Origin of the sequence: Lactobacillus sp. ESL0700, assembly GCF_029392095.1 — a bacterium.
Lineage (GTDB): Bacteria > Bacillota > Bacilli > Lactobacillales > Lactobacillaceae > Lactobacillus.
This window is the reverse complement of record NZ_CP113930.1, coordinates 1,245,433-1,271,474: the sequence shown is the minus strand read 5'-3', so window position 1 is coordinate 1,271,474 and position 26,042 is coordinate 1,245,433. Positions and strand designations below refer to the sequence as shown.

Below are 26,042 nucleotides of genomic sequence, written 5' to 3'. Positions count from 1 at the left end.
TGTTTACAAAGTAATCATTAACTCGCCAAAGCTAAAGTGATTACTTTTTGTTTTATTCTCAAAATATGTGTGCTACAATAACAAAAGAAACGGAGTTCTACTTACGATAGAACTCCTTACAGAAGCCACTAGCTAAAGTGGTGGCAAGTAGTAATTATGGAGTAATCACTAGCTCTCCCAAGCTAAAGTGATTACTTTTTGTTTCTCGTAAAAAATAGTTTGATTACAAGAAACAATCTTGCTAAAGCAATAATCCAGGTAGTTAAGGACTTTGTCGCATTCGTTAAAGAAGATAACAAGTAGCTTACCACTGTAAAGATAATTGCTAAACGCAAGATAAAAAGTGCAATACCCATAAAGGTATAGGGCTAACCTCCTTTCATTAGGATTTTGCGCTAGGTGTAAATACACCATAAGCACCACCTCTTTTGAAAGAAATAGCCACCAGCTTTAGCTGTTCTGTAATAAATATTATATCTAAAAAATGAATATAAAGAAATACAATTATAAGTTTTCTTATTTTAAATTTCAAAGCAGTTTTAGCAGAATTTAAATAAAAGTGCCGCCAATATTTTAACTATTTAAGTATTGTGTTAAAAACAAGCAACTGAATAATAATTTGGCTAATTAATTGCTATAATAGTCTTGATTAAAACTCTTTACGGATAGAAATGAGGAAACAGCATGAAAATTGTAAATTTGGATAGTTATGCTTTGAACCCTGGCGATCTTGACTGGACACCACTTAAGGATTTTGGCGATTGTCAATTTTATGATCGGACTCCGATTGATGATGATGCCGAAATTTTAAAGCGAATTGGTGACGCTGAAATCGTGTTAACCAATAAGACGCCACTTAATGAGCATGTGATTAATGCAGCGCCAAACTTGAAATATATTGGCGTGACGGCCACGGGCTACAATGTGATTGACCTTGATGCAGCCAAAAACGCTGGTGTCACGGTAACCAACGTCCCAAGTTATGGCTCAGATGCCGTGGCCCAATTTACCTTTGCCTTGCTGCTAGAAATTTATAATCAAGTTGGTTTGCATAACAAGCTAGTTCATGAAGGTAAGTGGACGAGCAATCCCGACTTCACCTTCTGGGCTAAGCCATTATCTGAACTGCAAGGCAAGACGATTGGTTTAGTCGGCTTTGGTGCCATTGCTAAACGAGTTGCTGAGATTGCTCATGCTTTTAGAATGAACATTATTTTCTATAATCATCGTCCTAAAGATGTTCCTGGCCCTTGGGTTAAGCAGGTGAGTCTTGACGAGCTGTACAAGCAAGCGGATATTATCACGCTGCACGTGCCGCAAACTCCAGAAACAACCGATATGATTTGTGCAGCTTCAATTAAAAAAATGAAGCCTGGTGTTGTCATTATTAATACGGCTCGCGGCGGTTTAATCAATGAAGCCGACCTTGCTGCTGCTTTGAATGATGGTCAAGTTGCTGCAGCTGGTGTCGATGTTGCTCAAGCTGAACCGATTCCGGCAGATAGTCCGTTGCTGACAGCCAAGAATTGCTACATTACGCCACATATTGCATGGGCTCCACGGGAGACACGCGACCGACTTTTACAAATTGTGTTTGCCAACTTGCGTGCATATCTAAACGGTGAAAAATTAAACGTTATTGAATAAAAGACAAAAGGCCAACTTTTCGGATTTGAAGAGTTGACCTTTTTTCATGCAAAATTAAGGAGTAGTTTGGTTTAAAAATGACTATTTAACAAAACCAACTTTATACCAAAGTGGGTGATTGTTGTTTGATTGTGCTGGCTCTTTTGAATAGCCAGTAATGTCGGAGTTAACGGCAGTAATTGTATAGGCATTATCAATTGGAATTGCCCAAGCTTGGGCAGCCATGTACTTTTGCCATTCGTGGAATTTTTGTACCCGGTATTTGTGGTTAAATGCTTTAGGAGAATCGATTTCGCGTAATAACTTATTATTTTCAGGAGTTACATAACGCATGTAATTTAAGATTGAAGTTTCACTATAATACGATTGCGGCGAAGGCTCACTTGGCAGTCCCCAGCCAGCCATATACATGTCAATTGTCGGATCATCGTTTTGAATTTTATCATAGAATGAATTAAATTCAGTCAAGCGACCACCAGCCAACTTAACATTCAAACCAATCTTGTGCCATTGCTGCAAATAATTTTGAACAATTGGCTCTTGGTTGGTATCACCACTCATTGCGGCGAAGGTGATAGTTAGCGGCTTACCATTTGGTTGTGTGCGCCACTTGCCCTTTTTCTTGAAGCCCGCCTTATCTAAAATATTGTTGGCCTTTTTCAAATTAAAGTTAAAGCCCGGATTTGTCTGGTCCGAATAATCACCGTATTGTGCCGGAATTAGCGTTGGCACGCGGAACTTAATCCCATGAGTGTAATGCTTATCGACCTGGTCAACATTCATTGCGTAGCCGATGGCTTGCCGCAGCGCTTTGTTATTCATTTTGGCGTTTTTGTTCATGACGTTCTTATTCTGCTTGGCGTCCCATTTACCGACTTTGAAACCAATATAATGGTAAGCCAGCGGGATTTGCGCAATAAAGTTGACGTTCTTGGTATCTTTAACTTGCATCCATTGCGTTGGAATAATGTCGGCGACGTCGAACTTGTGGCTCTTAATCGCCTGCGTTGCTGAATTAGGGGTAACAACTTGAAGAATGATTTTATTTAACTTTGGTTTACCACGCCAATAATACTTATTAGGCGTCCATGTAACTGATTGCCCGCGAGTAACTTTGGCAGCCTTGAAGGGACCAAAGAACAGGGGCTTTTTTCTAATTTGGTCAGAAGATACCAATTTGCTAAACGGAACATTCTTTAAGTAATGGTAAGGCTCGGCTGTTTCCCAGAAGTAGCGGTTACCACTGTTGTACATACCGGGCTTTAATTCATAGAAATGAATGATAATGGTTCGGCCGTTCTCGCCATTAGGCATTTCAATCCCAGAAATGCTGCTGGCCTTGCCATCATGATAATCCTTCAAGCCCAAGATGTTTTCCAAATTCTTGTTATAACGCTCAGATTTGGAAGTCTTATTAGCAATAATTTCGTAAGGATATTCCAAGTCCTTGGCCGTTACTTGCTTACCATCCGACCATTTAACGCCTTTTTTCACTGTAATCGTAACCGTGTTATTCTTGCGGTTAAGTTTTAAAGTGGCTGGGCCTTTGTCGGTAATTCGGTAATGATTATCGGTATCAAAGAGTGTTTCTGCACCGGGGCTGGCAACCTCGGAATCAATATCACTGGTTGATAATTCATTAGAAAAAATACCAGAAAACGGGGTGTCAGTTTCTAATGCTAACTTCAAAGTACCGCCTTGTTTAGTGGCTTTAACTGGGGTAGATTCCGGTAATTTACTAACTGATTTACTTTCATTTGCGGTGTCACTGCTCTTACCACAAGCAGTCAAAACGAGTGCGGCTGTGGTTATAATTCCAAGGGAACTTAATGTTTTAAATTTTCGCATAGTTTTGCTCCTCTATATTTAATTTAGTTTTAATAAATTTGTTATAAATTTTAGCATATTAAATTAATAATTGCTAAATATTTTTAATATTTATGGATTCTTAATAATTAAACCAGTGCTGGTATACTTATGAAATTAAGATTAATGGCAATCATAATATATTAAAATATTAATACTAAAAGCAAAATTAATTGTAAACTAGTTAACCTATCGCAAGCGATAAAACCCTTTTTTCTGTTAAAAATAAAGTTTAAAATTGGCTTAGGTAATTTGATAAAAGAAAGAAGATGGTCTTTTGCGGGCATTATGGTTGTTTCCAGGACAGGGTAGTCAATTTGCTGGGATGCTGGCTCACGTCACTCCTGAATTAAAAGAGCACGTTGAGCAATTGTTGGGGCTAAAATTAGTGGACACAGCAGAGGGCTATCGTGATTCAGTTCAATTGCAAGTTAGCATTGCGTTAGTGCAAGTTGACCAGATTAATCAGCTAATTGCCGCTGGAAATAAGCCTGATTTAGTGGCAGGTCATAGTTTAGGTGCTTTTGCGGCAGCCTATGCAGCTGGTAGCATTAAGCAAGATGATTTGTTTCAAGTTGTTAAACACCGCGCAAGCTTGATGCAGAACGCGTATCCCAGTGGCTATGGCATGGGAGTTGTCGCGGGTTTAACTAGAAGGCAGCTGGCACCGTTAGTGGCGCAGATAAACTCTTCTGCTACTCCGGTTTTTTTATCAAATCAAAACGCAGCTAACCAAACTTGTATTTCAGGCAAGCTGACGGCAATTGACCAGGTATTGCAATTAGCCAAGCAAAACGGTGCCGTCATAGCACAACGATTAAGAGTGCCGGTGCCGTCGCATTCACCATTGATGCAAAAGGTAGCTGAACAACTAGAGCAGGAAATTGCGCAAATTACGATTGCTAAACCGCATTGCCGCTACTTAACTAACTATTCGGGGCGCAGCGTTCGTCAGGCAGAGTTTGTGGCTACGGATTTAATTAATAACTTAATATACCCAGTATATTTTGAAGACATGATTAATGTAGCGCAGGATTATCAGCCGGAAGTAATTGTCAACTTTGCACCAGGTACGCCATTTAAGACGATTTTGCACCAAACATTTGGCGATTTACGACAGATTAGCCTTAATCAAACAAGCGTTGCCGATGCGATTTACCTATTAAATAAATGGAAAAAGAGGTAGTAAAAATGAGTGAAAGACGAAATTGGGCCACACACCGTGAGGCTAAACAGCAAAAATTGGCTAATGCTAGTCGGCTGTTAGATGGTAAGTTTGCTAAAACCGAAGATGCGACAGCTGTTTTGGAAGCCCTGATTAATCCCGGCGATAAGGTTGTGCTAGAAGGCGATAACCAAAAGCAGGCCAGCTTTTTATCTAAAACATTGGCCAATGTTGATCCGGAAAAGGTCAACCATTTGCACATGATTATGAGCAGTATTTCTCGGCCTGAACATTTGGATATTTTTGAGGATGGGATTGCCAGCAAGATTGATTTTTCTTATGCTGGTCCGCAAAGTACGCGGGTGTCGCAAATGATTGCCGACGGCACTTTGCAAGTTGGCGATATTCATACATACTTGGAATTATATGCCAGATTATATATTGACTTAATCCCCAATGTTGTTTTGGTTGCTGCCGATAAGGTTGATCGCGTGGGCAATTTGTACACAGGTTACAATACCGAAGAAACGCCGGTAATTGTTGAAGCGGCCGCTTTTCATGACGGGATTGTGATTGTGCAGGCAAATGAGATTGTCGATCAAGTTCCGCGAGTTGATATTCCGGGAGATTGGGTTGACGTGATTATTCCTGCAGATGAACCGTATCAACTTGAGCCACTGTTTACTCGTGATCCGCAAAACATTACAGAATTGCAGATTTTAATGGCAATGATGGCTATTCGGGGCATTTATGAAAAGCACAACGTGCAGTCAGTTAACCATGGGGTTGGCTTTAACACCGCGGCGATTGAATTGTTACTACCAACCTATGGTGAGCAGCTGGGGTTAAAAGGCAAAATTGTTCCTAACTGGGAGGTCAACCCAACACCAACATTAATTCCGGCGATTGAATCGGGCTGGATTGAGTCAATTCACTCTTTTGGTGGTGAAGTTGGAATGGAAAAATACATTGCTGCCAGGCCAGATGTTTTCTTTGTTGGCCCTGATGGGACAATGCGTTCAAACCGTGCTTATGGCCAAATGGCTGGGCAATACGCGCTCGATATGTTTGTCGGGTCAACGTTGCAGATTGACCAGTACGGTAATTCTTCGACGGTAACTCACGGGCGGCTGTCCGGCTTTGGCGGTGCGCCTAACATGGGATCGAACCCAACAGGACGGCGACATTCCACACCTGCTTGGCAAAGTTTACGGCCTGACGATAATCCGTTAGGTAAGGGACAAAAATTGGTAGTGCAAATGGTAGAAACTTTTGGCGCTAATAAAAAGCCGGTTTTTGTCGATCAGCTTGATGCAGTTGAGGTGCAAAAAGAAGCCAAACTGAAGAACGTACCCATCATGATTTATTCCGAGGACACAACGCATATCGTTACCGAAGAAGGCGTTGCCTATTTATACAAGACCGACAGTATGGCGGAACGGCAGGCAGCCATTGAGGCAATTGCTGGTGTGACGCCAGTTGGCTTGCGTTCTAATCCAGCAACAGTTAAGGATTTGCGTCAGCGTGGCATAGTGGCTTTTCCTGAGGATTTAGGTGTGAAAAGAAATCAGGCAACGCGTTCGCTGTTAGCGGCGCAAAATATGGAAGACCTTGTTAAGTGGTCTAAAGGTCTGTACACACCACCAGCTAAGTTCCGCAGTTGGAGCTAAGTTTAATAGAGGAGAATTAAAATTATGGAGAAGTTACATTTTAGTTTTGCAGCACATGAGCCAATTGCACGGCCTGTTCATGTTGGTGTTGTTGCTTCCGGTGATTTGGAAATAATTATGCGTCCAACTACGGCAAAGCAATCGGAGCTTGATATTATCACTGGCAGTGATGGCTTTCAAAAAGTTTGGCAGAATGTTTTGGAACGCTTTTTTGCTCGTTATCCGCTGTTGGCCAAGTTTGAAATTAATGATTATGGCGCTACACCGGGTGTTGTAAATTTGCGTCTTACTCAAGCAATGGAGGCATTGAACGATGAACAATAGTTTTGTGGAATTGCATGCTCGTCAAAGAGCAGAGGCATTGCTTGACCAAGGCTCAAAGCGCGAATTAATCGGGCCGTTTGATGACCTAATTTCACCACATTTAGAGCCGCAAAATATTGTGCCGGAATCGGATGACGGCATCGTAATTATGAGAGGAACCATGAAGGGCAAGCAGGTAGTTGTCATTTCAATCGAAGGTTCATTTCAAGGCGGCGGTATTGGTGAGGTCTCTGGTGCCAAAATTGTGGCAGCACTGGAACACGCGTTAGCTGATAATCAGGCAGGAAAAACCATTTATCCGATTTTGATTTTAGATACAGGTGGCGTGCGGCTGCAGGAAGCAAATTATGGTTTGCTTTCGATTTCTGAAATTCATAATATGGTCGTTGCCTTGAAGAAGTACGTTCCAGTAATTGGTTTGGTGCCGGGTCGCGTTGGTTCATTTGGCGGTATGTCAATTACTAATGCGTTGTTGTCATACGTTATTGGCACGGATAAGGCACGAATTGGCTTGAATGGTCCCGAAGTAATTGAGCAAGAAGCCGGTGTGCGTGAGTGGGATTCTTCCGATAAAAATCTGATTTGGGATACTTTGGGAACCAAGCAGCGACAAAAGACCGGCATTATTGACGAAGTTACTGCAGATGATGTTGATTCAATCAAGCAGGCAATTTATGAGGCGATCTGCAAGAAGAAGGATAGTCATCGCGATCAGCGCAGTGACTTTTACTTATCGCTACTGGATAGTCTTGATTTAAAAAAGCCGCTGGATATTCCAACTTATAATCGGCTGTACCAAGCAGTTGAAATTAAACCGCATCATTTGGCTGCTGCAACAACTTGTAGTGAGCCCGGGACAAAATCTCGTGGCCGCAATTGGTTTGAATTGTTAACCGGTATAAAAAATGCCACCAGTCAAGTAGCCACGGTACTACATGCGCAAAAGGATAATCGCGAGTACATTGCAATTGTGCCAGATGCCCATAATCGTTTTCCGCGAGTTCGTCATGGTGAGGTTGGCCTTGAAGAAGGCTTTACGGTAGCTAGCGTGGTCAATGATTTAATTGCTCAAGATAAGGAAAAATCACAGAAAACGCCGATTGTAATGATTGTTGATGTGCCGAGTCAAGCCTATGGTTATAAGGAAGAATTAATTGGCATTCACATGGCTCTAGCTGCTAGTGCGAGTGCATACGCGCGGGCAAGGCAGAGCGGTCATAAGGTAGTGGCGTTAATTGTTGGGGATGCAGTTTCTGGTGGCTTTTTGGCACACGGGCTGCAATCTAACCGGTTAGTGGCATTAGATGATATGACGATTACCGTTCAGGCGATGAGTAAGGCATCAAGCGCACGAATAACGCAGCGGACGATTGCGGAGGTTGAAGAAGCTACTAAGCATGTTCCGGCGATGGCCTATGATATTGAAAATTACCAAAAATTAGGTGCCTTGTACCGCCTGATTCCGCAGATTAAGGGATATGATCGTGATGAGCAAGCAGTATTAACGGTCAAGGCAGCTTTAGACGATGCCTTTGCCAGTTTAGAAGGTGCGCCAACTGACCTGTCTTTCCGCTACACTAATGAAATTGCTGTTAATGGCGCGGCTGGCGGGCGCAAGGCTACTAATCAGGTACGGAAGTTGATGGCTGAAGAATGGCATTAATTCCGCCACATACCTTAATTGAATTGGCAGATGTTGCCCCGTTAATTCAGCAGCCCTTACCGTCTTGGGCACAAAAAGTGCTCACGCAAGCACCTTATGTCATTGTGCGGCGCGGTAAACAGGGTACGCAAATTCCGGTTGGCATTCGTGGTTTTACTAAAAATCAACGCTTTGCATCCTTTTTACCACGCAACAAGTGGCGAAAACTAATCAGTCCGCAGCAGGCATTAACCTATTTACCCAAGTTAGCGCAAGAGCGGGCCCAATTACCGGCTTTTACAAAATTGCAAAAAATCATGCCGCTGCTCGATAACTATGATTGGGGAGTTAGTGGCAGCCTGCAGTTTGAGCTGGTTACGGGACTGCCGGTAGTTAGTTTGACTTCTGATATTGATGTTATCCTGACCAATATGCGGCCACTATCGCATCAAGAAGCGCGCGCTTTAATTGAGCGACTGCAAGCAATTTATCCAGCAGTTCATGTTGATATTCAGGTTGTCAGTGGTCAAAATGGTTTTTCATTAGAAGAATTTGCGCAGCAGCGAGCAATGACAATTTTATTGAAGACAGCAACAGGACCTAAATTGGTGAGTGACCCCTGGCAATTTTGAAAAAATAAATAACCCCTGCTTTGTAACGAAGTAGGGGTTATTTGTTAACTGAAATCAAGTTCGAAGTCTTTACTTGTGAAGTAGTGTAATTGATGATTGAAAATATAATTCATCAACAGTCCTAAGGCAATGGGTACGACTACAAAAAGAATGACAATCAGAGTAATATTAGCTGCGTTTGCAGGACGACCGGCCATTGCTGCTAGAGGTCCAATTAATCCTGAAAAGCCAAAGCCAGCACTCATTGGGGTCCCGCCAATTTTGCAGATTGCTCCAAGTCCGCCAGCAATTCCAGCGTTAATTAACACGGGTACCAGTAACTTAGGGTTAGTCATTAAGTTGGCCATTTGCATTTTAGGTGATCCTAGGAAGTGGGCGATTGAGGTACCAATTGAATTAGCTTGCCAACCGAAAATTGCTAAACTGAAGCTAGCAGCTGTAATGCCAAGATTGGCGGAGCCAGAAGCAATGCCAACTAGGTTAATGGCAGTAGCGATACCGACAGAAGAAATTGGAGAAACAATCAGTAAGGCAAACACGATTCCCATGATGATGCCCATTAGAATTGGCTGCAAGTTAGTCAGATGCTCGACGCCGACACCAATTAGTGTCGATAATTGGCCAACTGGAATCTTGGTTAGGCATCCGATACCACCAGCGATGACTAAAACTAGCAGGGGTACTAACAAAATTGTGTATGCCTTGAGTTTTTTACCTAAAAGTAAAATCAAGCCGTAGCCAATCATGATTGTAATCGCCGTGTTAATGACGTCGCCGCTACCGTTAACGGCGATTTTGCCATTAGTCATGACGAAATTACCGCCACCAGCAGTTGCAGCTAAGGCCAAGGAAGACGTTTGAATTGGCGTCAATTTTCCCGTCATACCAACGCAAACGGCGCTGATTGCGGGTAAGAGTCCGGCCGCAAATGCTGTTAACGCAAGGATAAAACTGAGCCCGGGCCAAGTGGGGACAAGGGCCTTGACTAGTTGGTTGACTAAGGCTCCAGGAATTAGCGCGACGACAATTCCTGTTGATAAGCCATTCAAGGTATCTAAAACAATTTGTTTAACAGTTTTCATTGAAAATTCTCCTAAATAAAAAAACTCACACAGGACGACAACTGTGCGAGCTTCTTTTTGAGAAGAAAGTACTTAACTAGGACACACAGTCATCAAAATTACTTGACCTGTGTGTCTAAATGTAATGACAAATTCGGCACTCAGATCAAATTGTGAAAGTACCGAAAATAATATTTAACTTGTGGTTGATTCATTTGTTTAATTGTCGTCATCATGACTCACCTCTCATAAATATTTAATCAATATGATACTAAAGTATTTTTAAAAAGGCAAGCAAAATTGGTAAAAAAGTGAAATTTGCTTAATAACATCTAGATTTTAATAAATAACTGATGCTAGATAGTAAAAATGAGATTTTATGAAAATTTTAATTTAGCCATGATAATAAATGCTATAATTTGAACAGATATAAGGAGGACTTAGTTCATGAAAACCCAAGAAATCGATCATTATGCCGAAAAAATCCGGCAGAGCTTTCACTTGCCCAGCCTAGGTTTGGGAATTTATTATCAGGGAGAAACTTATAGCCATGTCTACGGTGATGCTGAGCAGGACACATTGTATCCGCTGGCTTCAATTTCGAAGACTTTTTTAGCAACGGCAATTTGCAAGTTGGCCGATGAAGGTAAAATTGATTTAGATGAGCCACTTAAAAAGTATTGGCCGGGATTTAACATGGTTGATCCGTATGTGGCTGAACATTTGACGTGGCGGGATGCCCTAAGCCACCAGAGCGGGTTGCCGGCTCACGATTGGATGCGATTTACTAACTGGAACAAGCAGGACTTGACGCTAGCGCAAAAAGCCGAAGCAATTGGTCATTTGGAGCCCAATCACGAATTGCGCGTTAAGATGCAGTACAGTAATTTGATTTTTGCGGTAGCAACTTATGTAATGGAGCAGGTAATTAACAAGGATTATGGCTCTTATATTCGTGAAAATTTGTTAAAACCGCTGAAGTTAAATAATACTTTTATTAATCACCATGAATGTGAGCGCAGTCGCATTGCCAAGCCATACCTGCTAGATCATGGCAACTTGCGTGAAGTCCCGTTTATTGCGCCGGGGAAAGTTGGCGGTGCTAGCAGTATGCTTGCCAGCATTTCTGACCTGCTTGAGTGGGGCAAATTCCAATTAAAGACTGCCCAAACTGGTACTGGCATTACCATGCAGCGCTACGAGCCACAATCAATTATGACGGTTGACCGAGCATACGGCGGTGCCCACTTCTCTAATTATGGTTTGGGCATGATGATGGAAGATTATCATGGTTATAAATACCTGTTCCACAGCGGTTCGTATGTTGGCTATTGCTCATTCTTGGGCTTTATTCCGGAACTTGACTTGGCATTTGTTTCGACAATGAACTTGGACTCAACCGATGCGATTTTTGCTCTTGCATACCAAACAATTGATACCTTTGCAGGCCTTGAGCAGCATGATTGGATTAAAACTTCGTCGGACTTCATGGCTCAGAGATTGGCAACTAAGCAGCGCAAGTTTAGTGAGGCCGAGGGTGAGAATCCGCAACCAGTTAAAGCTAAGCCAGAATTATTAGGCGACTATCGCAATCCTGGTTATGGAATTGTCACGATTAGTGAGCAAGCTGGCAATTTAATGGCCGCAATTGGACCGTGGTCATTCCCAATTATTGCTAATAGTAAGGGCGATAAATTTGTTGAGATTAAAATTTATGATACTTTATTGCCGCTTGATTTCACGGCGAATGGCTTGGAAATCATGACTGAACCAGCGCTGGGCAAGCCAACGATTTTTAGAAAATAAAAATAACAGGAACCTCTCGATGCACTGAGAAGTTCCTGTTTATTTTTTTCTAAATTGATTAATTTCTGCGGCGTAAATTTCAACTAAGTCAGGCGTAAATTCTTTTGGTTTAGTTGAAGTTTTAACATGCTGCCATAGAATAGCGGCAACTTTAAGCTTACTAGCAAACTCTTGACTAACTGTATCCTGACAAAAAGCACGAACAAAGTTGTTCCACTGATAAGTGTTTTCTTCAGCTGTTTGGCTAACGAGTTGCTGGTGCTGCTTAGTTGACGTCAAATCCTGATACTGAGTAATTAAGTCATCAACAGTCATTTGCGTGTCGTGGCGAGCTTCAGCTGCCCGCTTGATAATTGCCATTTCTTTCTTAAAGGAAAAATGGTCAACATGAAAGTATTCCGCAAAAAATTGCCGACTAGCATTATTAAAAGAAAATCCTGAATCGACAATTGGCGTTGTCAAATTAATTTCATCAGCTGCAAGTTGCCAGATATTCTGCTTTTTTCGAGCAGGTCTAATTTGGTTTTTAGGAATACCGGACAAGAACGCTTCTAAGTATGAATTGAGTTCGGCCTTGGTTCCAGAAGTTGGTAGGCCGTATTGCCTGCACAGGTCTTGAAGCTCGGTCTTATAAAAGTATTTTTGCTTAAATTCAGTTAGTGTAAGTTGGCTCATGGATATTATTTCTATTAGTAATAGTGATGAACAATGATTATATAGACTGTCTGCATCAGGTTGAGTGAATATAGCAGAACAAGGACGCCGCCCAAGCTGCTGAGCCAGATTCTTAATGCTTTGTATTTAGCCTCTTGCTGGTGCCGCCGTTTTTGACAAAAATCATAAAGAGGGTACAAGAGGTACAGACTAAGAGCTAGGGTTATGATTGCTAATATACCTAGCAATAGTAAATTTGTTGGGCTTGAAGTAATTTCCATTGTGTTGACCTCCTATATGAAATTGTGCTTGAACATATTGACTTTTTTTATTCTTCATAATTTTCAACTAAATTGTCGTTTAAAATTCTTTGCAAATAGATATTGAATTTAGCAGCATCCGAAAACCCAGTTAGCAAAATACGTTTACCAGATTGGCGGAAAAGTTCAGTTCCATCACTATAAGGAGTTACACTTACTATTCCTGATAAGACTAATGCCTTAGTACCCTGATTATTAACTAAAAAAATTCTCTTATTAGTTAGATATAAGCCACCATTAAAGATAGGTGTGATCTCACTGTACTTTTCAGTTTTAGCTGAAATCGAACCTAAGCGGTAATTCAATCCTTTTGCAATGTGAATAGTTGCGGTAGGGCCACTGTAATTAGTACGTTTAGAACGAACACGATCTTCACTCCAAATTATATTTTCATCTACTGACAAATAACAGAACTCGTTTTTTCGTAAAATTAGGCCATTAACTTTACAAGCGTATTGTGTTAAATCTTCATTTTGCCAGATAGCAATGTCACGTTGACGTGCTTCTTCAGCTTGTTGCTGTTGAATTCTTAACTCTTCAGCTTTTTTAGCTTTTTCAATACGTTTTTGTTCTCTTTTTTCTTTGATTTTACCTAAGAAACTTACTTTAGTGATTTGATGAGTATCAGTATTGGAGTTTGTAACAATATCATCTACTTTTGGTTTATCTTGTGTTAGAGCAATGTCGTTAGACTGTGTAGCGGTTTTGCCACTTTTGGTTTGATCTTTGTCTGTACTATTTGTATTTCCCATAATAAGCAATATGATACAAACACAAATTACAATTTTCTCCCAAATGCTTGTTGAAGCATCAAATAATACATACCAGCAGGAAAAAATTAGTAGCCAGACCCAGAACTTTTTATACCATGGTTTTGTTACTTTTGAATTTTTCATTTTTTACTTTCTTCTCTATAAAACTTAATTATTCTGGGATATCACTGTCAATTTGACACTGTGTGTAGCCTTGAGCTTTAGCTTCAGCAAGGGTTATTTTAGTAATGTTGTCAGCATTTCTTAAACCACGACATCCTGGATTAAAGTGGTATCTTTTACCGTGATCTGGGGCTATAAAAACGTAACCTTTTTGAGGTACTAAATTATTTTCTCCTTGATTATTTTGGTCAGAAGCAACTTGTTGACTATTATTGCTAGAATTATTCTTAGTTTTGTGTTGCTTATTATGTTTAGGCTTGGTCACAACATGAGTAGGTACTTTTTTAATATTTTTATGTTTTTGGGCTTTACTATGCTTTTTAGCTTTTTTTGTTTGATTTTTCTTTTCTTTATGCTTTACTTTTTGAACTTTGGCAGATTGAGCATTGCTATTGGTATTATCGGGCATCAAATTACCACCAATAGGTAAGAGAATTACTCCAATGATAAGTGTGATTAGTGGATTAATTCTAGTTTTCTTTTTCTTGATTAAAGAAGTAATGCTTTTAGTTAAAGCAACAATACCAACAAGGAATAAAAAGGATCCTAATCCTAAAATTTGCTTACCTAGAATAAATACTAGAATTAGAATAATTATTGTTTTGCCCCAAGTCTTTTTATACCAAGGCAAATTAGTAGCATCGCTATTTCTTTTTTTATTCTCATTTGTTGGTGATATATTAGAAACATTTTCACTGTCGCTATTATCTTTCTTTTTCATATTTAAACCTCCTAAAGGGATAATAAAATCTAATGCAAGGATTATTAATTTAGGTGTATAGTCTAATTAGTTTTCAAAATTCAATTATATGTCCGAATATTAAAGGATTTTTTGCCTAAAATTTGGAGTTATGATGTAACTAATGAGGTAATCAAGTGATTGACTGTTGAAAGGTGATCACATCTTGCCAATTTAGCCACAGTGGGAAAGTTGAAATCGTTAGATTATTAGAGTATTTTCTCCTTTTTCAATTCTCCATAACAATTGCTACAGAGAGATTTGTAAGCATTTCTTCAGATTATTATTTGTACTGAGTACCTTATAATACTAAACGGGAAGCGCTATAAGACACATTTATTATAAATTTATATTAGATAATTAGCTACTAGGCGTCAATAATTATTAATAAGTTTGTTGAAGAAGATAAGTAAAGGATTGAAATTTTCTCTCATATCTAAATTCATTGTAACTGGCAGAAAAAACGTCTAAATTATTTGATAACGTGCCACTGCACTTTCCTTACCACAATATTAATGCAATGTTAATATAATTTTACAAAAGAAAAAAGCAGTTAAGATCTTTGCATCAAAATCTTAACTGCTTTTTTCTTTTTAATGATCCGGGTGAGATTCGAACCCACGACCCACGGTTTAGAAGACCGTTGCTCTATCCAGCTGAGCTACCAGACCATTGTATGTTTGTTTGTCCTTCACAGAACATTAACTATTATAGAGAAAAGTTTTCCTAATTGCAACAAAAAGTTTTATTTATTTTCAAATAAGTGCATAAACCGCAGAATGACGGCAAAAATTAGTCATTGAAGTGGCTGAATTTTGGTATAATTAAGACAAATAAATTTATGGGAGAAACTAATGAAACGTAAACTAGTGCGACTTTTTGTTTTGCTAAGTGTAGTATTACTTGGCTTGACTGTTAGTCAAAATGTTCATGCTGATGATGAATACGATATTGAATACGTTAATGTTACGGCAAAAGTTAACGCCGACGGCTCACTAACAATGACGCGGCAGATTAGGTACGATTTTAACGATGACATGCATGGCGTCTATTACCAGCAAAATCTGGGTAAAAAACAAGCGGTTAAGGACGTTAGTGTCACTGTTAAAGATAACAATGAACCTGAGCAAACCGTTCGCGATTTTTCAATAGAGCATAATGACGAAGGTTATCGTTTTAAAGTTTACCATGCCGTTAGTGAGGACGATAGGCTGACGGTAACTTACCATTATCAGATAACGAATGCCGTTACCAATTATCGCGATACTGCTGAGCTTAACTTTATGATTATTGGGAATGGCTGGGATACAGACTTAGATCACGTGCAGGCAAGTGTGATTTTCCCTGGCAAAGTTAAAAAATTACGGGCTTGGGCGCACGGACCGTTAAACGGTGAAATTAAGGTTTTGCCCAATCAAGGTAAAATTGTAATGCACGTTGAAGATTTAGACGGTGATACTGGCGTTGAAGTCCACACGATTTTCCCATTAACAGTTACGCCGCTAAACAAAAATGTGATTGATAAAAATCACCGCCAGGCGGTAATTAAGCAGGAAGCGGCTTTGGCTGCGAAGGCTAACCAAGAGCGCAAACGCGATCGAATTATTAACGCCGTAATGATTGCAGTTGCACTGCTAACTGGTATCGGTGCAATTTTGCAGGGTATATTTGTTAAAAAGCAAGGAACTAAGCCTGCTAAAATGTCGCAATTAAGGCATAACTATAGTCTTCCTGCAGTTACGCCAATTGCCGCCCAAATTCTGGACAGCGGTCGTAAGCCCGATAGTCGAGCTTTTACTGCTTACCTAATGCAGTTAGCGGTGCAAAAAAAGGTTAAACTGGACGACTATCTAGTGCATCATAAAGTATATTATCGGATTACATTGCAAGACCCAGAAATTTTAACTGCTAGTCCATTACTGCAGTTCTTGTTTAATGATCTTGGCGACGGGCAATCATTTACGACACGTGAGCTGCGCCAGTATCATAGCAAAAAATTGGGAAACAAGTTCGATGACTGGGCCGATGCGCAATTCACCGGGCTTGAAGATCAAGGTTATCTTGAGTCTGACCTGTATGATAAACGCTCATTTACTCTGGGCTCAATTTTGTTCTTGCTTGCGATCAGCTTTATTTTAGTACTCTTTTCATGGGGAATCTTCGGTCAGTATAAGATGCAGCTTGCAATTGGCGAGACGATTATCATTTTGCTTGGCATTGCCGCATATTTCCGTGCGAAAAATCAAATTTCACTGTATACAAAAGAAGGTGCTCGAGAGGCAGAACAAGTTCGCGGCTTTAAAAAGATGTTGTCTGATATTGGCAATTTCAAAATGCGGGCTGTTGGCGATTTGATTCTTTGGGAAGACATTTTGCCGTATGCCGTGGCTTTTGACCTCGCAGACAAGGTTGTTAAACAACTGAAAATTGAATTTAGCAAAGAAGAATTTGCAAATGATGGGTTCTATTATTACGCACCATTTTATTTGAGCGGGAAAAATAGTTTCGCGGCAAGTTTTAATTCTAGCTTTACCAGTGGAATTTCGTCTGGGTCCTCGAGTACAGGTGCCAGTGGTGGCTTTTCCGGTGGTTCATCTGGTGGCTTTGGCGGCGGCTCCGGCGGCGGTGCCTTTTAAAAAATATGAGTTTGAAGTCTGGCTGTTGCCGGGCTTTTTTCATTTGATATATACTAGAATAATCAGATTAGAAAAGTTGAGAAAAAATGTTTGATTACCGAAATAATTTAAAAAGAATTTTAAACCAAACCGCGGGCGATGATAAAAGTCTGCGCAACGGGTTGGCTGCAATTAAGATGATACTGGGGATGGCTGATAATGGCGCTGCGCCCGAAGCAACTGTAAAAACTCGCGATACTGACGTTAAGGCCGATGCCAAGCAAGTAAATTTACTGTTGACGGGGTTAGCTGATTTAATTACCACTCCTGGCGATCCTGCCGCTAAAAATACGGCATTATCGGCAATTCATCGGTTGACCTTTACACCTAATATTGGCGCTAGTTATGGCAAAACCCTAAGTCAATTAGAACAAGCAATCCAAGCTTCAAACACGACTAAAGATGTAATTAATAAGAAAATCTTCGAGCAGGCAATGCAGCCTAAGGAGAAGCCTATACGAGATTATCGTAAGGGCAAGCGCTATACAGTAATTCGGCTTCTTAGCGGCTGCGACCTGATTAATGGCAATAATCAGCGCGTTTATACCCTGAAAGAATCGCAAATCCATTCTCTTAATTTAAAGAGCGGCGATATTGTCGAGGCAGTTCCTGAAGAAAACAATCCTAATTATGAAGCAACAATTTTGCGGGTTGTCGGTTTTCGTAAGCTGTCGGCAACCGAAGTTGATAAAATTTCAACTTTTAAATACGCAGTTGTGCAGGGCCGGACTGGTCACTTGTCAGTTAGTCGCAATATTAAAGGACAAAAGCTGCGGATTCGGGGCAAGTCAGTCTTGCTTCCGATTGATTCAAGCCAGTTCCAAGAGGGTAATGTTCAGCTAGTTGATGGCTCAATTGTGGATCTTGCATGGTATGACGGGGATGTCCGCTTGAAGAAAAATCCAGCGGATGCCATTCAGCTGCGGTGGATTTATCAAGTCGACCAACCAAAGTCAAAACCTACAACTAAAAAGAAAAAGGTTAAGGCAGTTCAAGATGAGGTTGCCATTACCAAGCTAGACATGGATTTGCATTATCAGCGTGTTGGCATTGCCATTGGTGATAATCAAAATGAGGCAATGCTCGAAGGCATTGTCAATCGTTATCACGGAATTCCGATTCCCATAGATGCTTTTCAGGGCAAGAAAAAGGTCATGGAAAATCAAATTAAGGATTTGGATATTGTGATTTTGGTGACAGCATTTGCGGCCCATGACAGTACGTGGAATATTCGTGAATTTGCCAGCAAGTATAATGTTAAATTTGCGGTCAGCTCAAGTAAAGGCTATCAGGCTTTTGAGCGGGCATTATATCGTGCTGCAAAAGGTTTGCCAGCATACGAGGGCAACCAAACTATTAAGTATGAAACAGAATAATTAACGTTAAAAGCTCGGAGTAAGTTGCTCTGGGCTTTTTTAGTTAAAATGATTAAATTGTGATAATTATAGCCACATGATATTATGTATGATTATGAGTGAAAGGAGGTAAACTTTTATGTTTGAAAATAAGTTGAGCACTACGACGGCAGAGCGACTTTTTGCACTTGTACAAATTATTATTGGTCTTATTGGTTTTTTCTGTTCAAAAGCAGAAATAAAGGTTCGTTATATCTTTTTAATAATCTTTAGTGTTTTTGGAATCTTGCTTTTTATTGCTTCTTTTTCTAAAAGGACTGACAATATACAGACTGTTGAAAAGGTCAAGATAACTCGTGAACAAAAATGGAAACAAATTTTGGGTTGTATTATGGTGATTATAGCGCTATTTAACATGTACGCAGTACAAGATGTAGTTATTGGCTTGATTCTTTTAGACTTTGGTATAGAGCTCTTGATAATGCCATCAAGAGCAAATGATAAAAGAAAGGATTGATAATTAAAGTTTTTTTAATTTATTGTTGTTTTTGCTTATTTCTTGAATAGAATCTTGTTTTCTTATTATAATAGGAAGTAATGATTTTAATTTTGGAAGGAAGATGAGATGACAATTAATAAACAAACACATACGTGGCAATATTGGTTATTTTTCTTAGCGGGGCTGGAAATAATCACGATTGCAATTAACTTCTTTTATGCGCCAATTAATATCGCAGCCGGTGGTTCCACGGGAATTGCAATATTAGTTGATGCTGTTTGGGGTATTAATCGCTCGGTAACGGTTCTGGTTGTAAACGCGCTTTTGCTAATTTTAGCAACAATCTTTTTAGGCAAAGAAACGTTAAAAAAGGCGGCTTTGGGCAGTCTGTTATTACCAGTTTTAATGGCAATAACACCGAGCTTTAAACTAACACCAAATAACATGCTGGCCGTTATTTATGGCGGTGTCTTAATGGGCATCGGCGTTTCGATGCTTTATCGAATTAACGCGTCTGCTGGTGGGACTACAATTCCACCATTAATTTTCAAAAAATATTTTTATCTTGACCCAACTTTAACTTTGCTAATCCTTGATATGTCAATTATTCTGTTAAATGTCTTTGTCGATGGCATCGAGGCAGTCTTGCTGGCGGCTTTTTCGCAAATTATTACTACGCTAACAATGCGCTATACCGAAACTGGCTTAGACAAAAAGTATCAGGTAACCATTATGAGTAATGAAAATCTTGAGCAGATTAAAGAAATGCTGCAGCAGGATTATGATGGTCTGACTGTGTACAATGTCGTTGGTGGTTATAGCGATGAAGATAAGCAGCAGCTAGTAATCGTGGTTGATCCCAATGAATATGGTCAACTAGTTGCTAGAGTCCGAGCAATTGACGGCGAAGCGTTTATTGTTACTGAAAATATTGCCAAGGTGCATGGCGGCAAGTGGCAAATTTAAATTTAGACAGTAATTTTCAATGTGAAAGTGCTGCTTAATTCCAGATTAACAGGCGATAAGTTATTAATAATCAAGAATTTTTTATTGCCAACTTCTCTTAAGGGGAGTATCATAAAGTAGTTGTATTTGTGGAGACCTCCACATCTGCAACCGCACATTTCGAGGTAAGAAGTCTTTTTAAAAAAGCACCCCGATTGGCGAGTCTAAGTATTTTTTGGAGGTGCAGTAATGTACGCAATTATTAAAACCGGTGGTAAGCAATACAAAGTTGCTGAAGGCGACGCTATTTTTGTAGAAAAGCTTGATGTAGAAGAAGGCAAAGAAGTTACCTTTGATGAAGTCATTCTTGTTTCTGATGGTAAAGATGTTAAAATCGGTAGCCCATTAGTTAAGGGTGCTAAAGTAACTGCTAAAGTTGAAAAGCAAGGCAAGGAAAAGAAAGTTGTTACTTTCAAGTACAAGCCTAAGAAGCACTCACATTCAAAATATGGTCACCGTCAACCTTATACTAAGGTTACAGTTGAAAAAATTGAAGCTTAATTCAGAGGTGAAATGATATGAATATTTTAGGTCTTAAATTATTTGCCCACCACAAGGGTGGAGGTTCTACTGCTAACGGTCGTGACTCAGCTGGTCGTCGTTTAGGCGCTAAGGCTGCTGATGGTCAAACTATCCACGCAGGTACTATTATTTACCGTCAACGTGGTACACACATTCACCCAGGCCAAAACGTTGGTAAAGGTGGAGACGATACATTGTTTGCATTAGTAAACGGTGTTGTTAAGTTTGAACGGTTGGACAAATACAGAAAGCAAGTTTCTGTTATTCCAGTCGAAGAAGAAGCTAAGTAATTTAGTTCTTAAGAAAAAGACGAAAAGCACGCGCTTCTCGTCTTTTTTATGCGTTTTTAATTTAATTTTATTTAATATTTAAATAGGATAGTCAAGCGTGCGTTTTTAGCGGTAGAATAGAATTAAGTATTTTTTCCGTAAGAGGTGCACGCAATGGACGAACAAGACCAATTATTAACACTTTTAAATAGACGAATTGCTGAAGTTACAAAGCTGATTAAGGAGCAGAACGCTGATGGTTTGCTAATCTTTAATCAGGCTAACTATCGCTATCTAACCAACTTTACTGGTGAAGAAGCGCAGCTGATTTTGACAGCTCAAGGAGACCGCATTTTATTATCGGACTCCAGATTTGCTGATCAAATTAAGGCGCAAGCTCCTGGTGAATTAACGGTAATTATGAAGCGCAGCGATCAAGACGCAGAAATTAGCAAGCAGTTAGGGCAAGCTAATCTCAAAAAGGTTTTGATTGAAGGCGAGTTTGTTTCGGCGGTTGAATTCGCTAATTTGCAAAAGTTAAATCCAGAAATTGAATTTGTTATTTGTGAAGAACTCGTTGAACGTGTTCGCAATGTGAAAGATGAATTAGAACTTGCAGCTTTGCGGCAGGCAATCAACATTTCAATGGACAGTTTTAATGGGATTTTGCCATTAGTTAAGCCTGGCGCAATTGAACGTAATATTGGTGCCAAACTTGATTATCTGTTTAAGGTTAATGGTGGCGATGGTCCAAGTTTTGATACGATTATCGCTTCTGGTGTTCGTTCAGCTTGGGCTCATGGCGTTGCCAGCGACAAGATGATTGCTGACGGCGACATGGTAGTGATTGACTTTGGCGCTTTCTATCATGGCTATGCAGCTGATATTACACGGACTGTTTCTGTTGGCAAGGTCGACCGTGAAATGCACAAGATTTATGATATTGTGCACGAAGCGCAAAGACGTGGGATTGCTGCGGCAGTTGCTGGTAATCATGGTCGTGATGTTGACAAAGCGGCTCGCGATTATATTAAAGAGCAAGGCTATGGTGAATATTTTGGTCATGGCATCGGTCATGGTATTGGCTTAGAAATTCATGAATTGTGTCAGCCTGCTTTGCCATTTGGTAAACAGGAGCTGGTTAACAACATGGTTCACACCGTTGAGCCGGGGATTTATTTACCAAATAAGGGTGGCGTAAGGATTGAGGACGATATTTTGGTTCATGATCAAACGCCGGAAACCTTATCTACTCTACCTAAAGACGAATTAATTTCTTTGTAAATTTAAATATTATTAATAGTAAAATTATGCGCAAATTGGTAAGATATATTATGGAGATGAGGTACTAAATATGACAATGATTTCAGTTAACGAATTTAAGAATGGCTTAACCATTCAATTTAACAATGACTTATGGCGGATTGTTGAATTCCAACACGTAAAGCCAGGTAAGGGTAGTGCTTTTGTTCGTTCAAAGCTTAAGAGCTTGACTACAGGTGCAGTTCAGGAAAACACTTTCCGTTCAACTGCTAAGGTAGAAACTGCAGAAATTGAAACCAAGGCTATGCAATACTTGTACAATGATGGTTCAAGTTATGTTTTCATGGACACAACCACTTATGACCAATTAGCTATTGCTAACGAACAAGTTAAGGATGAAGCTAATTACCTTAAGGAAAACATGGATGTTAGTGTTATTATGCACGATGGCAAGACTTTGGGAATTCAACTTCCTAATACTGTTGACTTAGCAGTTGCTAAAACAGAACCTAATATCAAAGGTGATACTTCTTCCGGTGGTGGTAAGCCAGCAACTATGGAAACTGGATTGGTAGTTAACGTACCGTTCTTCATCAACGAAGGCGATGTATTAACTATTAATACAGCTGATGGTACATACGTATCTCGCGCAAATAAGTAGTTTTTCGAGGTAAACAAAATGGCAGATAGTTCAAAAATTGTCTTAGACGATAAAAATAACGGTGAAGAAATCGAAATTGATCCTAGTGTTATTGAAGTTATCATGGGCATTGCTGCCGAAAAAGTTGACGGTGTTGCCGGAATGCGCGGCAGTGTCAGATCTGGGATTAACCGAGTTTTAGGACGCGAGGATCGCAGTAAAGGTGTTACAGTGGGTCTTGACGATGATCATAACTTGATTGCTGAAGTTTATATTAACGTTGAAGCAGGCAGTTATGTTCCTAAGGTTGCAATGACTTTGCAAAGCAGTTTACTTGAGCAAGTTAAGCAAATGACCGACTTAACCTTTAAAGAAATTAACGTTCACGTGACCGGATTAGTCTTCCCAGAGGATGAGGACAAGGATAACAGTGAAACTTCAAAGCTGTTTCCCGACATTGATGAAAAGAGTAAAAATGAATCAACACGAGAGTCGTAGAGTTGCGATGCAGGCGGTTTATTTGGCTAATCAAGATATTAAAATGCTGCCGGCAGATGTTGAAGCTAAAACTGTTATAGCGCTTGATTTAAAAGAACTTTCTGCTTATTCGAAAACTCTAATTGAAGGCGTAATTACTAAACGGGATGAGTTGAAGGGTGAGCTTGCTAGTCACTTAAAGAAGAACTGGCGGATTAACCGAATTAATCAAATTACCCTTGCTATTCTGGAAGTTGCCTTATACGAAATTAAGTATAGTGATGAAATTGAGCCTAAGGCAGCAGTAAATGAGGCTTTAAATTTATGTGATGAGTTTGCCGATCCAAAGACTAAACCATTTATTAATGGCGTTTTGGCAAATTTTGTTGAAAAATAACTAATAGTCGGCTGTGAAGCCGGCTATTTTTATAGAAAAGGAATTATTGATGGGGCAGATTCTGGACGGTAAAGGCTTGGCTAACTTGCTGGCAGGTAAATTGCAGCAGCAGGTTAGTGCATTAAAAGAGCAAGGAATTGAGCCATTATTTTGCGTAATTAATATTGGTGATGATCCAGGCAGCAAAATTTACTTGCGAACGAAAAAAAGACGTGCACAAGAAATTGGAATTGCGCAGAAAGTTTATCAATTGCCAGCTGACGAAAGCCAAGCAGATTTATTAGCATTGATTGACCAGTTAAATGTTAATCCACAAATTAACGGCATTATGATTCAGTTGCCAGTGCCTGAGCAAATTGATTTAAATGAGGCTTTGGAACATATTAGTCCTGACAAGGACGTTGATTGTTTGACGCCGAGCAACGTCGGGCGCTTGTGGCGCGGCGATCATTTTGTTGAACCGGCAACTGCTCACGGTATTTTGGCATTGTTAAAGCATTACCAAATTAATTTACAGGGTAAAAATGTCGTAATCATTGGTCGCAGCAGCATTGTTGGTAAGCCGTTGGCTGCTTTAATGCTGGAACAAGATGCAACAGTTTCCATTTTGCACTTGAAGACTAAGAACCTTTCCGAATATACTAAGAGGGCAGATATTTTAGTATCAGCGGCTGGGCATGCCGGTTTGGTAACAGCTGAGATGATTAAGCAAGACGCCGTTGTTATCGACGTCGGGATTAATCGGGTTAATGGTCGAACTGTCGGTGATGTTAATTTTGACGAGGTTGCACCCAAGGCAAGTTATATTACCCCGGTTCCTGGCGGCATTGGCCCGCTAACAGTTGAATCACTGATGGAGCAAGTGGTTAAGCTAACAAGGAGAAATCATGGCAGATAATAAATATCTTACCGTTACGGATTTGAATTATTACATTACGCAAAAATTTAAAAATGATCCTTATTTGCACAAAGTCTTTTTGCAGGGTGAATTGTCAAATTTTCGCTTTCGGCGTAATTCACACCAATATTTTTCGTTAAAAGATGAAAAGTCAAAAATTAATGTGGTCATGTTTCGGTCTTATTTTGATAAAGTTAAATTTCGACCGGAAGAGGGCATGAAGGTCTTTGTGACCGGTTATGTTAGTGTCTATGGGCCTCAAGGGTCGTATCAGTTTTATGCTGAATCAATGGAGCCAGCTGGATTAGGTGCGCTTTATGAGCAGCTGCAGCAACTGCAAGCTAAATTAGCTAAGGAAGGCTTGTTTGCGCAAGAGCATAAACGCCCATTGCCACATTTTCCCGATCATATTGCGGTAATTACGAGTGCTTCGGGTGCCGTCATTCACGATATTTTGGTAACTGTTAATCGGCGTTTTCCTCACGCAGAAGTTGATTTATTTCCAGCACAAGTTCAAGGTGACCGCGCCGCTGCCTCGCTTGTAGCAGCGATGAAGCAAATTTCGTCGTATGGTGATAAATATGACGTCATGATCATTGGTCGTGGTGGCGGGTCGCTTGAAGATTTGTGGCCGTTTAATGAAGAAGCGGTTGTGCGGCAAGTTTATGCGATGTCGATGCCTGTAATTTCTTCAGTTGGCCATGAAACTGACACGACGCTGTGCGATTTAGTCGCTGACAGCCGGGCAGCGACGCCGACAGCAGCTGCGGAATATGCGACACCAAATTTGCCGGATGAATTAGCTAATATTCATCAATTACAGAGTAGTTTGTTGTCAAGCATGCAGAATATAATTCGGGTGCGTCGTGATGCTCTTAATCGGATTAATAATTCGATGATCATGCGTGAGCCAACGCGTTTATACGATGAGCAAGCACAAACATTGGATATGCTACGTGAGCGGTTAATCAATAATATGCAGCACCAATTAGAGCGTTCTCGTCAGCGTTACCAGCTGTCTAAGCAAGCATTGCTTGGGACTAATCTAACTGGTCAAATTAGGCAGATGTTGCAGCAAGAAGATTTTTATTATCAAAAATTGCAGGCTAATATGACTAATATGCTAAGAGAAAAGCGGCACCAATTAGGACAAATTGGCCAGCAGTTAAACGATTATAGTCCCCTGCAAACATTAAATCGCGGTTTTGCATATGCGACTGATAATCAGGGGAAAACTGTGAGTTCGGTCACGCAGCTTAAAGCAAAAGATGAAATTAACCTCCACTTTAAAGATGGTAATGCCAAGGCAATTGTAAAGTCAGTTAGGAGAACAAACGATGGCAACAAAGAAGAATAATTTTGAAGAGCAATTAACAGAATTACAAAAGATTGTAGCAAACTTGGAAAACGGCAATGTGCCACTAGAAGATGCTTTAAAGGAGTTCCAAGCAGGAGTCAAGTTGAGCCGAGATTTGAACCAAAAATTGACGGCAGCTGAAGAAACTGTGGCTAAATTAATTGATAGTGATGGAACAGAGCACCAGTTAGATCCAAATAATGCGGCAGCACCAGAGGAATAAT

General features: G+C 40.1%; 26 protein-coding genes, 1 tRNA gene and 1 other annotated feature. Of the genes, 20 read left to right on the top strand and 7 right to left on the bottom strand.

Translation table 11 applies throughout. The features are described from left to right. Positions 1-684 precede the first annotated feature (684 nt). Positions 685-1,647 carry a D-2-hydroxyacid dehydrogenase gene (locus OZX63_RS06010; RefSeq protein ID WP_277142372.1) on the top strand — a complete coding sequence of 321 codons (963 nt, stop codon included), beginning with the start codon at positions 685-687 and terminating at the stop codon, positions 1,645-1,647. Positions 1,648-1,728: 81 nt separating this feature from the next. Here the strand turns inward: OZX63_RS06010 and OZX63_RS06005 are convergent, their stop codons facing one another. Further along, positions 1,729-3,495 (bottom strand): oligopeptide ABC transporter substrate-binding protein, encoded by a 1,767-nt coding sequence (locus OZX63_RS06005; RefSeq protein ID WP_277142370.1) that lies wholly within the window; start codon positions 3,493-3,495, stop codon positions 1,729-1,731. A gap of 295 nt (positions 3,496-3,790) precedes the next feature. On the opposite strand from OZX63_RS06005, the gene OZX63_RS06000 reads away from it, so the two are divergent. Genes OZX63_RS06000 through OZX63_RS05980 form a run of 5 tightly spaced genes read left to right on the top strand, consistent with a single transcriptional unit; the run spans position 3,791 to position 8,946 of the window. Next, on the top strand, positions 3,791-4,699 hold the full coding sequence (locus tag OZX63_RS06000; RefSeq protein ID WP_277142367.1) for an acyltransferase domain-containing protein: 909 nt from the start codon (positions 3,791-3,793) through the stop codon (positions 4,697-4,699). 5 nt (positions 4,700-4,704) lie between these two features. Beyond that, positions 4,705-6,348 (top strand): malonate decarboxylase subunit alpha, encoded by a 1,644-nt coding sequence (gene mdcA, locus OZX63_RS05995; protein ID WP_277142365.1) that lies wholly within the window; start codon positions 4,705-4,707, stop codon positions 6,346-6,348. 24 nt (positions 6,349-6,372) lie between these two features. Next, entirely contained in the window at positions 6,373-6,672 is a 300-nt protein-coding gene (locus tag OZX63_RS05990; RefSeq protein ID WP_277142363.1) for a malonate decarboxylase subunit delta, read from the top strand. After that, on the top strand, positions 6,662-8,335 hold the full coding sequence (mdcD, locus tag OZX63_RS05985) for a biotin-independent malonate decarboxylase subunit beta (protein WP_277142361.1): 1,674 nt from the start codon (positions 6,662-6,664) through the stop codon (positions 8,333-8,335). The genes OZX63_RS05990 and mdcD overlap by 11 nt, the downstream gene beginning before the upstream one ends. Beyond that, complete coding sequence (locus OZX63_RS05980; protein ID WP_277142360.1) at positions 8,326-8,946, top strand: malonate decarboxylase holo-ACP synthase; 621 nt, start codon at positions 8,326-8,328, stop codon at positions 8,944-8,946. The genes mdcD and OZX63_RS05980 overlap by 10 nt, the downstream gene beginning before the upstream one ends. 44 nt (positions 8,947-8,990) lie before the next feature. Here the strand turns inward: OZX63_RS05980 and OZX63_RS05975 are convergent, their stop codons facing one another. Beyond that, on the bottom strand, positions 8,991-10,028 hold the full coding sequence (locus OZX63_RS05975; protein WP_277142359.1) for a PTS sugar transporter subunit IIC: 1,038 nt from the start codon (positions 10,026-10,028) through the stop codon (positions 8,991-8,993). A 426-nt stretch (positions 10,029-10,454) separates the two neighbouring features. Here OZX63_RS05975 and OZX63_RS05970 point away from each other — a divergent pair, with 426 nt between their 5' ends. Next, on the top strand, positions 10,455-11,813 hold the full coding sequence (locus OZX63_RS05970; RefSeq protein ID WP_277142357.1) for a serine hydrolase domain-containing protein: 1,359 nt from the start codon (positions 10,455-10,457) through the stop codon (positions 11,811-11,813). A gap of 39 nt (positions 11,814-11,852) precedes the next feature. On the opposite strand, the gene OZX63_RS05965 is transcribed toward OZX63_RS05970, so the two are convergent. The 5 genes from OZX63_RS05965 to OZX63_RS05945 form a co-directional block, all read right to left on the bottom strand. Next, complete coding sequence (locus OZX63_RS05965; RefSeq protein ID WP_277142355.1) at positions 11,853-12,488, bottom strand: SAP domain-containing protein; 636 nt, start codon at positions 12,486-12,488, stop codon at positions 11,853-11,855. A 14-nt stretch (positions 12,489-12,502) separates the two neighbouring features. Beyond that, the gene (locus OZX63_RS05960) at positions 12,503-12,748 is read right to left on the bottom strand and encodes a hypothetical protein (RefSeq protein ID WP_277142353.1); all 246 of its coding nucleotides are present in this window, start codon (positions 12,746-12,748) and stop codon (positions 12,503-12,505) included. 47 nt (positions 12,749-12,795) lie between these two features. After that, entirely contained in the window at positions 12,796-13,683 is an 888-nt protein-coding gene (locus OZX63_RS05955; protein WP_277142351.1) for a hypothetical protein, read from the bottom strand. A gap of 28 nt (positions 13,684-13,711) precedes the next feature. Next, positions 13,712-14,443: a hypothetical protein gene (locus OZX63_RS05950; protein WP_277142349.1), complete on the bottom strand. Its 732-nt coding sequence runs from the start codon at positions 14,441-14,443 to the stop codon at positions 13,712-13,714. A gap of 615 nt (positions 14,444-15,058) precedes the next feature. Continuing rightward, positions 15,059-15,132, bottom strand: a tRNA-Arg gene (locus OZX63_RS05945). Positions 15,133-15,315: 183 nt separating this feature from the next. On the opposite strand from OZX63_RS05945, the gene OZX63_RS05940 reads away from it, so the two are divergent. The 13 genes from OZX63_RS05940 (at position 15,316) to OZX63_RS05880 (ending at position 26,041) form a co-directional block, all read left to right on the top strand. Next, a complete protein-coding gene (locus OZX63_RS05940) occupies positions 15,316-17,097 on the top strand; it encodes a DUF2207 domain-containing protein (protein ID WP_277142347.1) in 1,782 nt (593 codons plus the stop codon). Between the two features lie 86 nt (positions 17,098-17,183). Then, positions 17,184-18,512, top strand: a complete 1,329-nt coding sequence (locus OZX63_RS05935) for a DUF2325 domain-containing protein (protein ID WP_277142345.1) — start codon at positions 17,184-17,186, stop codon at positions 18,510-18,512. Between the two features lie 118 nt (positions 18,513-18,630). Continuing rightward, entirely contained in the window at positions 18,631-19,008 is a 378-nt protein-coding gene (locus tag OZX63_RS05930; RefSeq protein WP_277142344.1) for a hypothetical protein, read from the top strand. 108 nt (positions 19,009-19,116) lie between these two features. Beyond that, on the top strand, positions 19,117-19,956 hold the full coding sequence (locus tag OZX63_RS05925; RefSeq protein ID WP_277142342.1) for a YitT family protein: 840 nt from the start codon (positions 19,117-19,119) through the stop codon (positions 19,954-19,956). A gap of 138 nt (positions 19,957-20,094) precedes the next feature. Next, positions 20,095-20,171 (top strand) — a sequence feature (ribosomal protein L21 leader region). 13 nt (positions 20,172-20,184) lie between these two features. After that, entirely contained in the window at positions 20,185-20,496 is a 312-nt protein-coding gene (gene rplU / locus OZX63_RS05920) for a 50S ribosomal protein L21 (RefSeq protein ID WP_277133556.1), read from the top strand. 17 nt (positions 20,497-20,513) lie between these two features. Next, positions 20,514-20,807: a 50S ribosomal protein L27 gene (gene rpmA / locus OZX63_RS05915; protein ID WP_277129453.1), complete on the top strand. Its 294-nt coding sequence runs from the start codon at positions 20,514-20,516 to the stop codon at positions 20,805-20,807. 153 nt (positions 20,808-20,960) lie between these two features. Next, a complete protein-coding gene (locus OZX63_RS05910; protein WP_277142340.1) occupies positions 20,961-22,070 on the top strand; it encodes a Xaa-Pro peptidase family protein in 1,110 nt (369 codons plus the stop codon). A gap of 70 nt (positions 22,071-22,140) precedes the next feature. Further along, a complete protein-coding gene (gene efp / locus OZX63_RS05905) occupies positions 22,141-22,710 on the top strand; it encodes an elongation factor P (RefSeq protein ID WP_277133560.1) in 570 nt (189 codons plus the stop codon). An 18-nt stretch (positions 22,711-22,728) separates the two neighbouring features. Next, positions 22,729-23,187, top strand: coding sequence for an Asp23/Gls24 family envelope stress response protein (locus OZX63_RS05900; protein WP_277142338.1), 459 nt, complete (start codon positions 22,729-22,731; stop codon positions 23,185-23,187). Then, positions 23,165-23,563, top strand: a complete 399-nt coding sequence (nusB, locus tag OZX63_RS05895) for a transcription antitermination factor NusB (protein ID WP_277142336.1) — start codon at positions 23,165-23,167, stop codon at positions 23,561-23,563. Before OZX63_RS05900 ends, nusB begins: the two co-directional genes overlap by 23 nt. A 49-nt stretch (positions 23,564-23,612) precedes the next feature. After that, entirely contained in the window at positions 23,613-24,461 is an 849-nt protein-coding gene (locus tag OZX63_RS05890; RefSeq protein ID WP_277142334.1) for a tetrahydrofolate dehydrogenase/cyclohydrolase catalytic domain-containing protein, read from the top strand. After that, positions 24,451-25,818 carry an exodeoxyribonuclease VII large subunit gene (gene xseA / locus OZX63_RS05885; protein WP_277142332.1) on the top strand — a complete coding sequence of 456 codons (1,368 nt, stop codon included), beginning with the start codon at positions 24,451-24,453 and terminating at the stop codon, positions 25,816-25,818. The genes OZX63_RS05890 and xseA overlap by 11 nt, the downstream gene beginning before the upstream one ends. Continuing rightward, positions 25,799-26,041: an exodeoxyribonuclease VII small subunit gene (locus tag OZX63_RS05880; RefSeq protein ID WP_277142330.1), complete on the top strand. Its 243-nt coding sequence runs from the start codon at positions 25,799-25,801 to the stop codon at positions 26,039-26,041. The genes xseA and OZX63_RS05880 overlap by 20 nt, the downstream gene beginning before the upstream one ends. The last annotated feature ends 1 nt before the right edge of the window (position 26,042 follow it).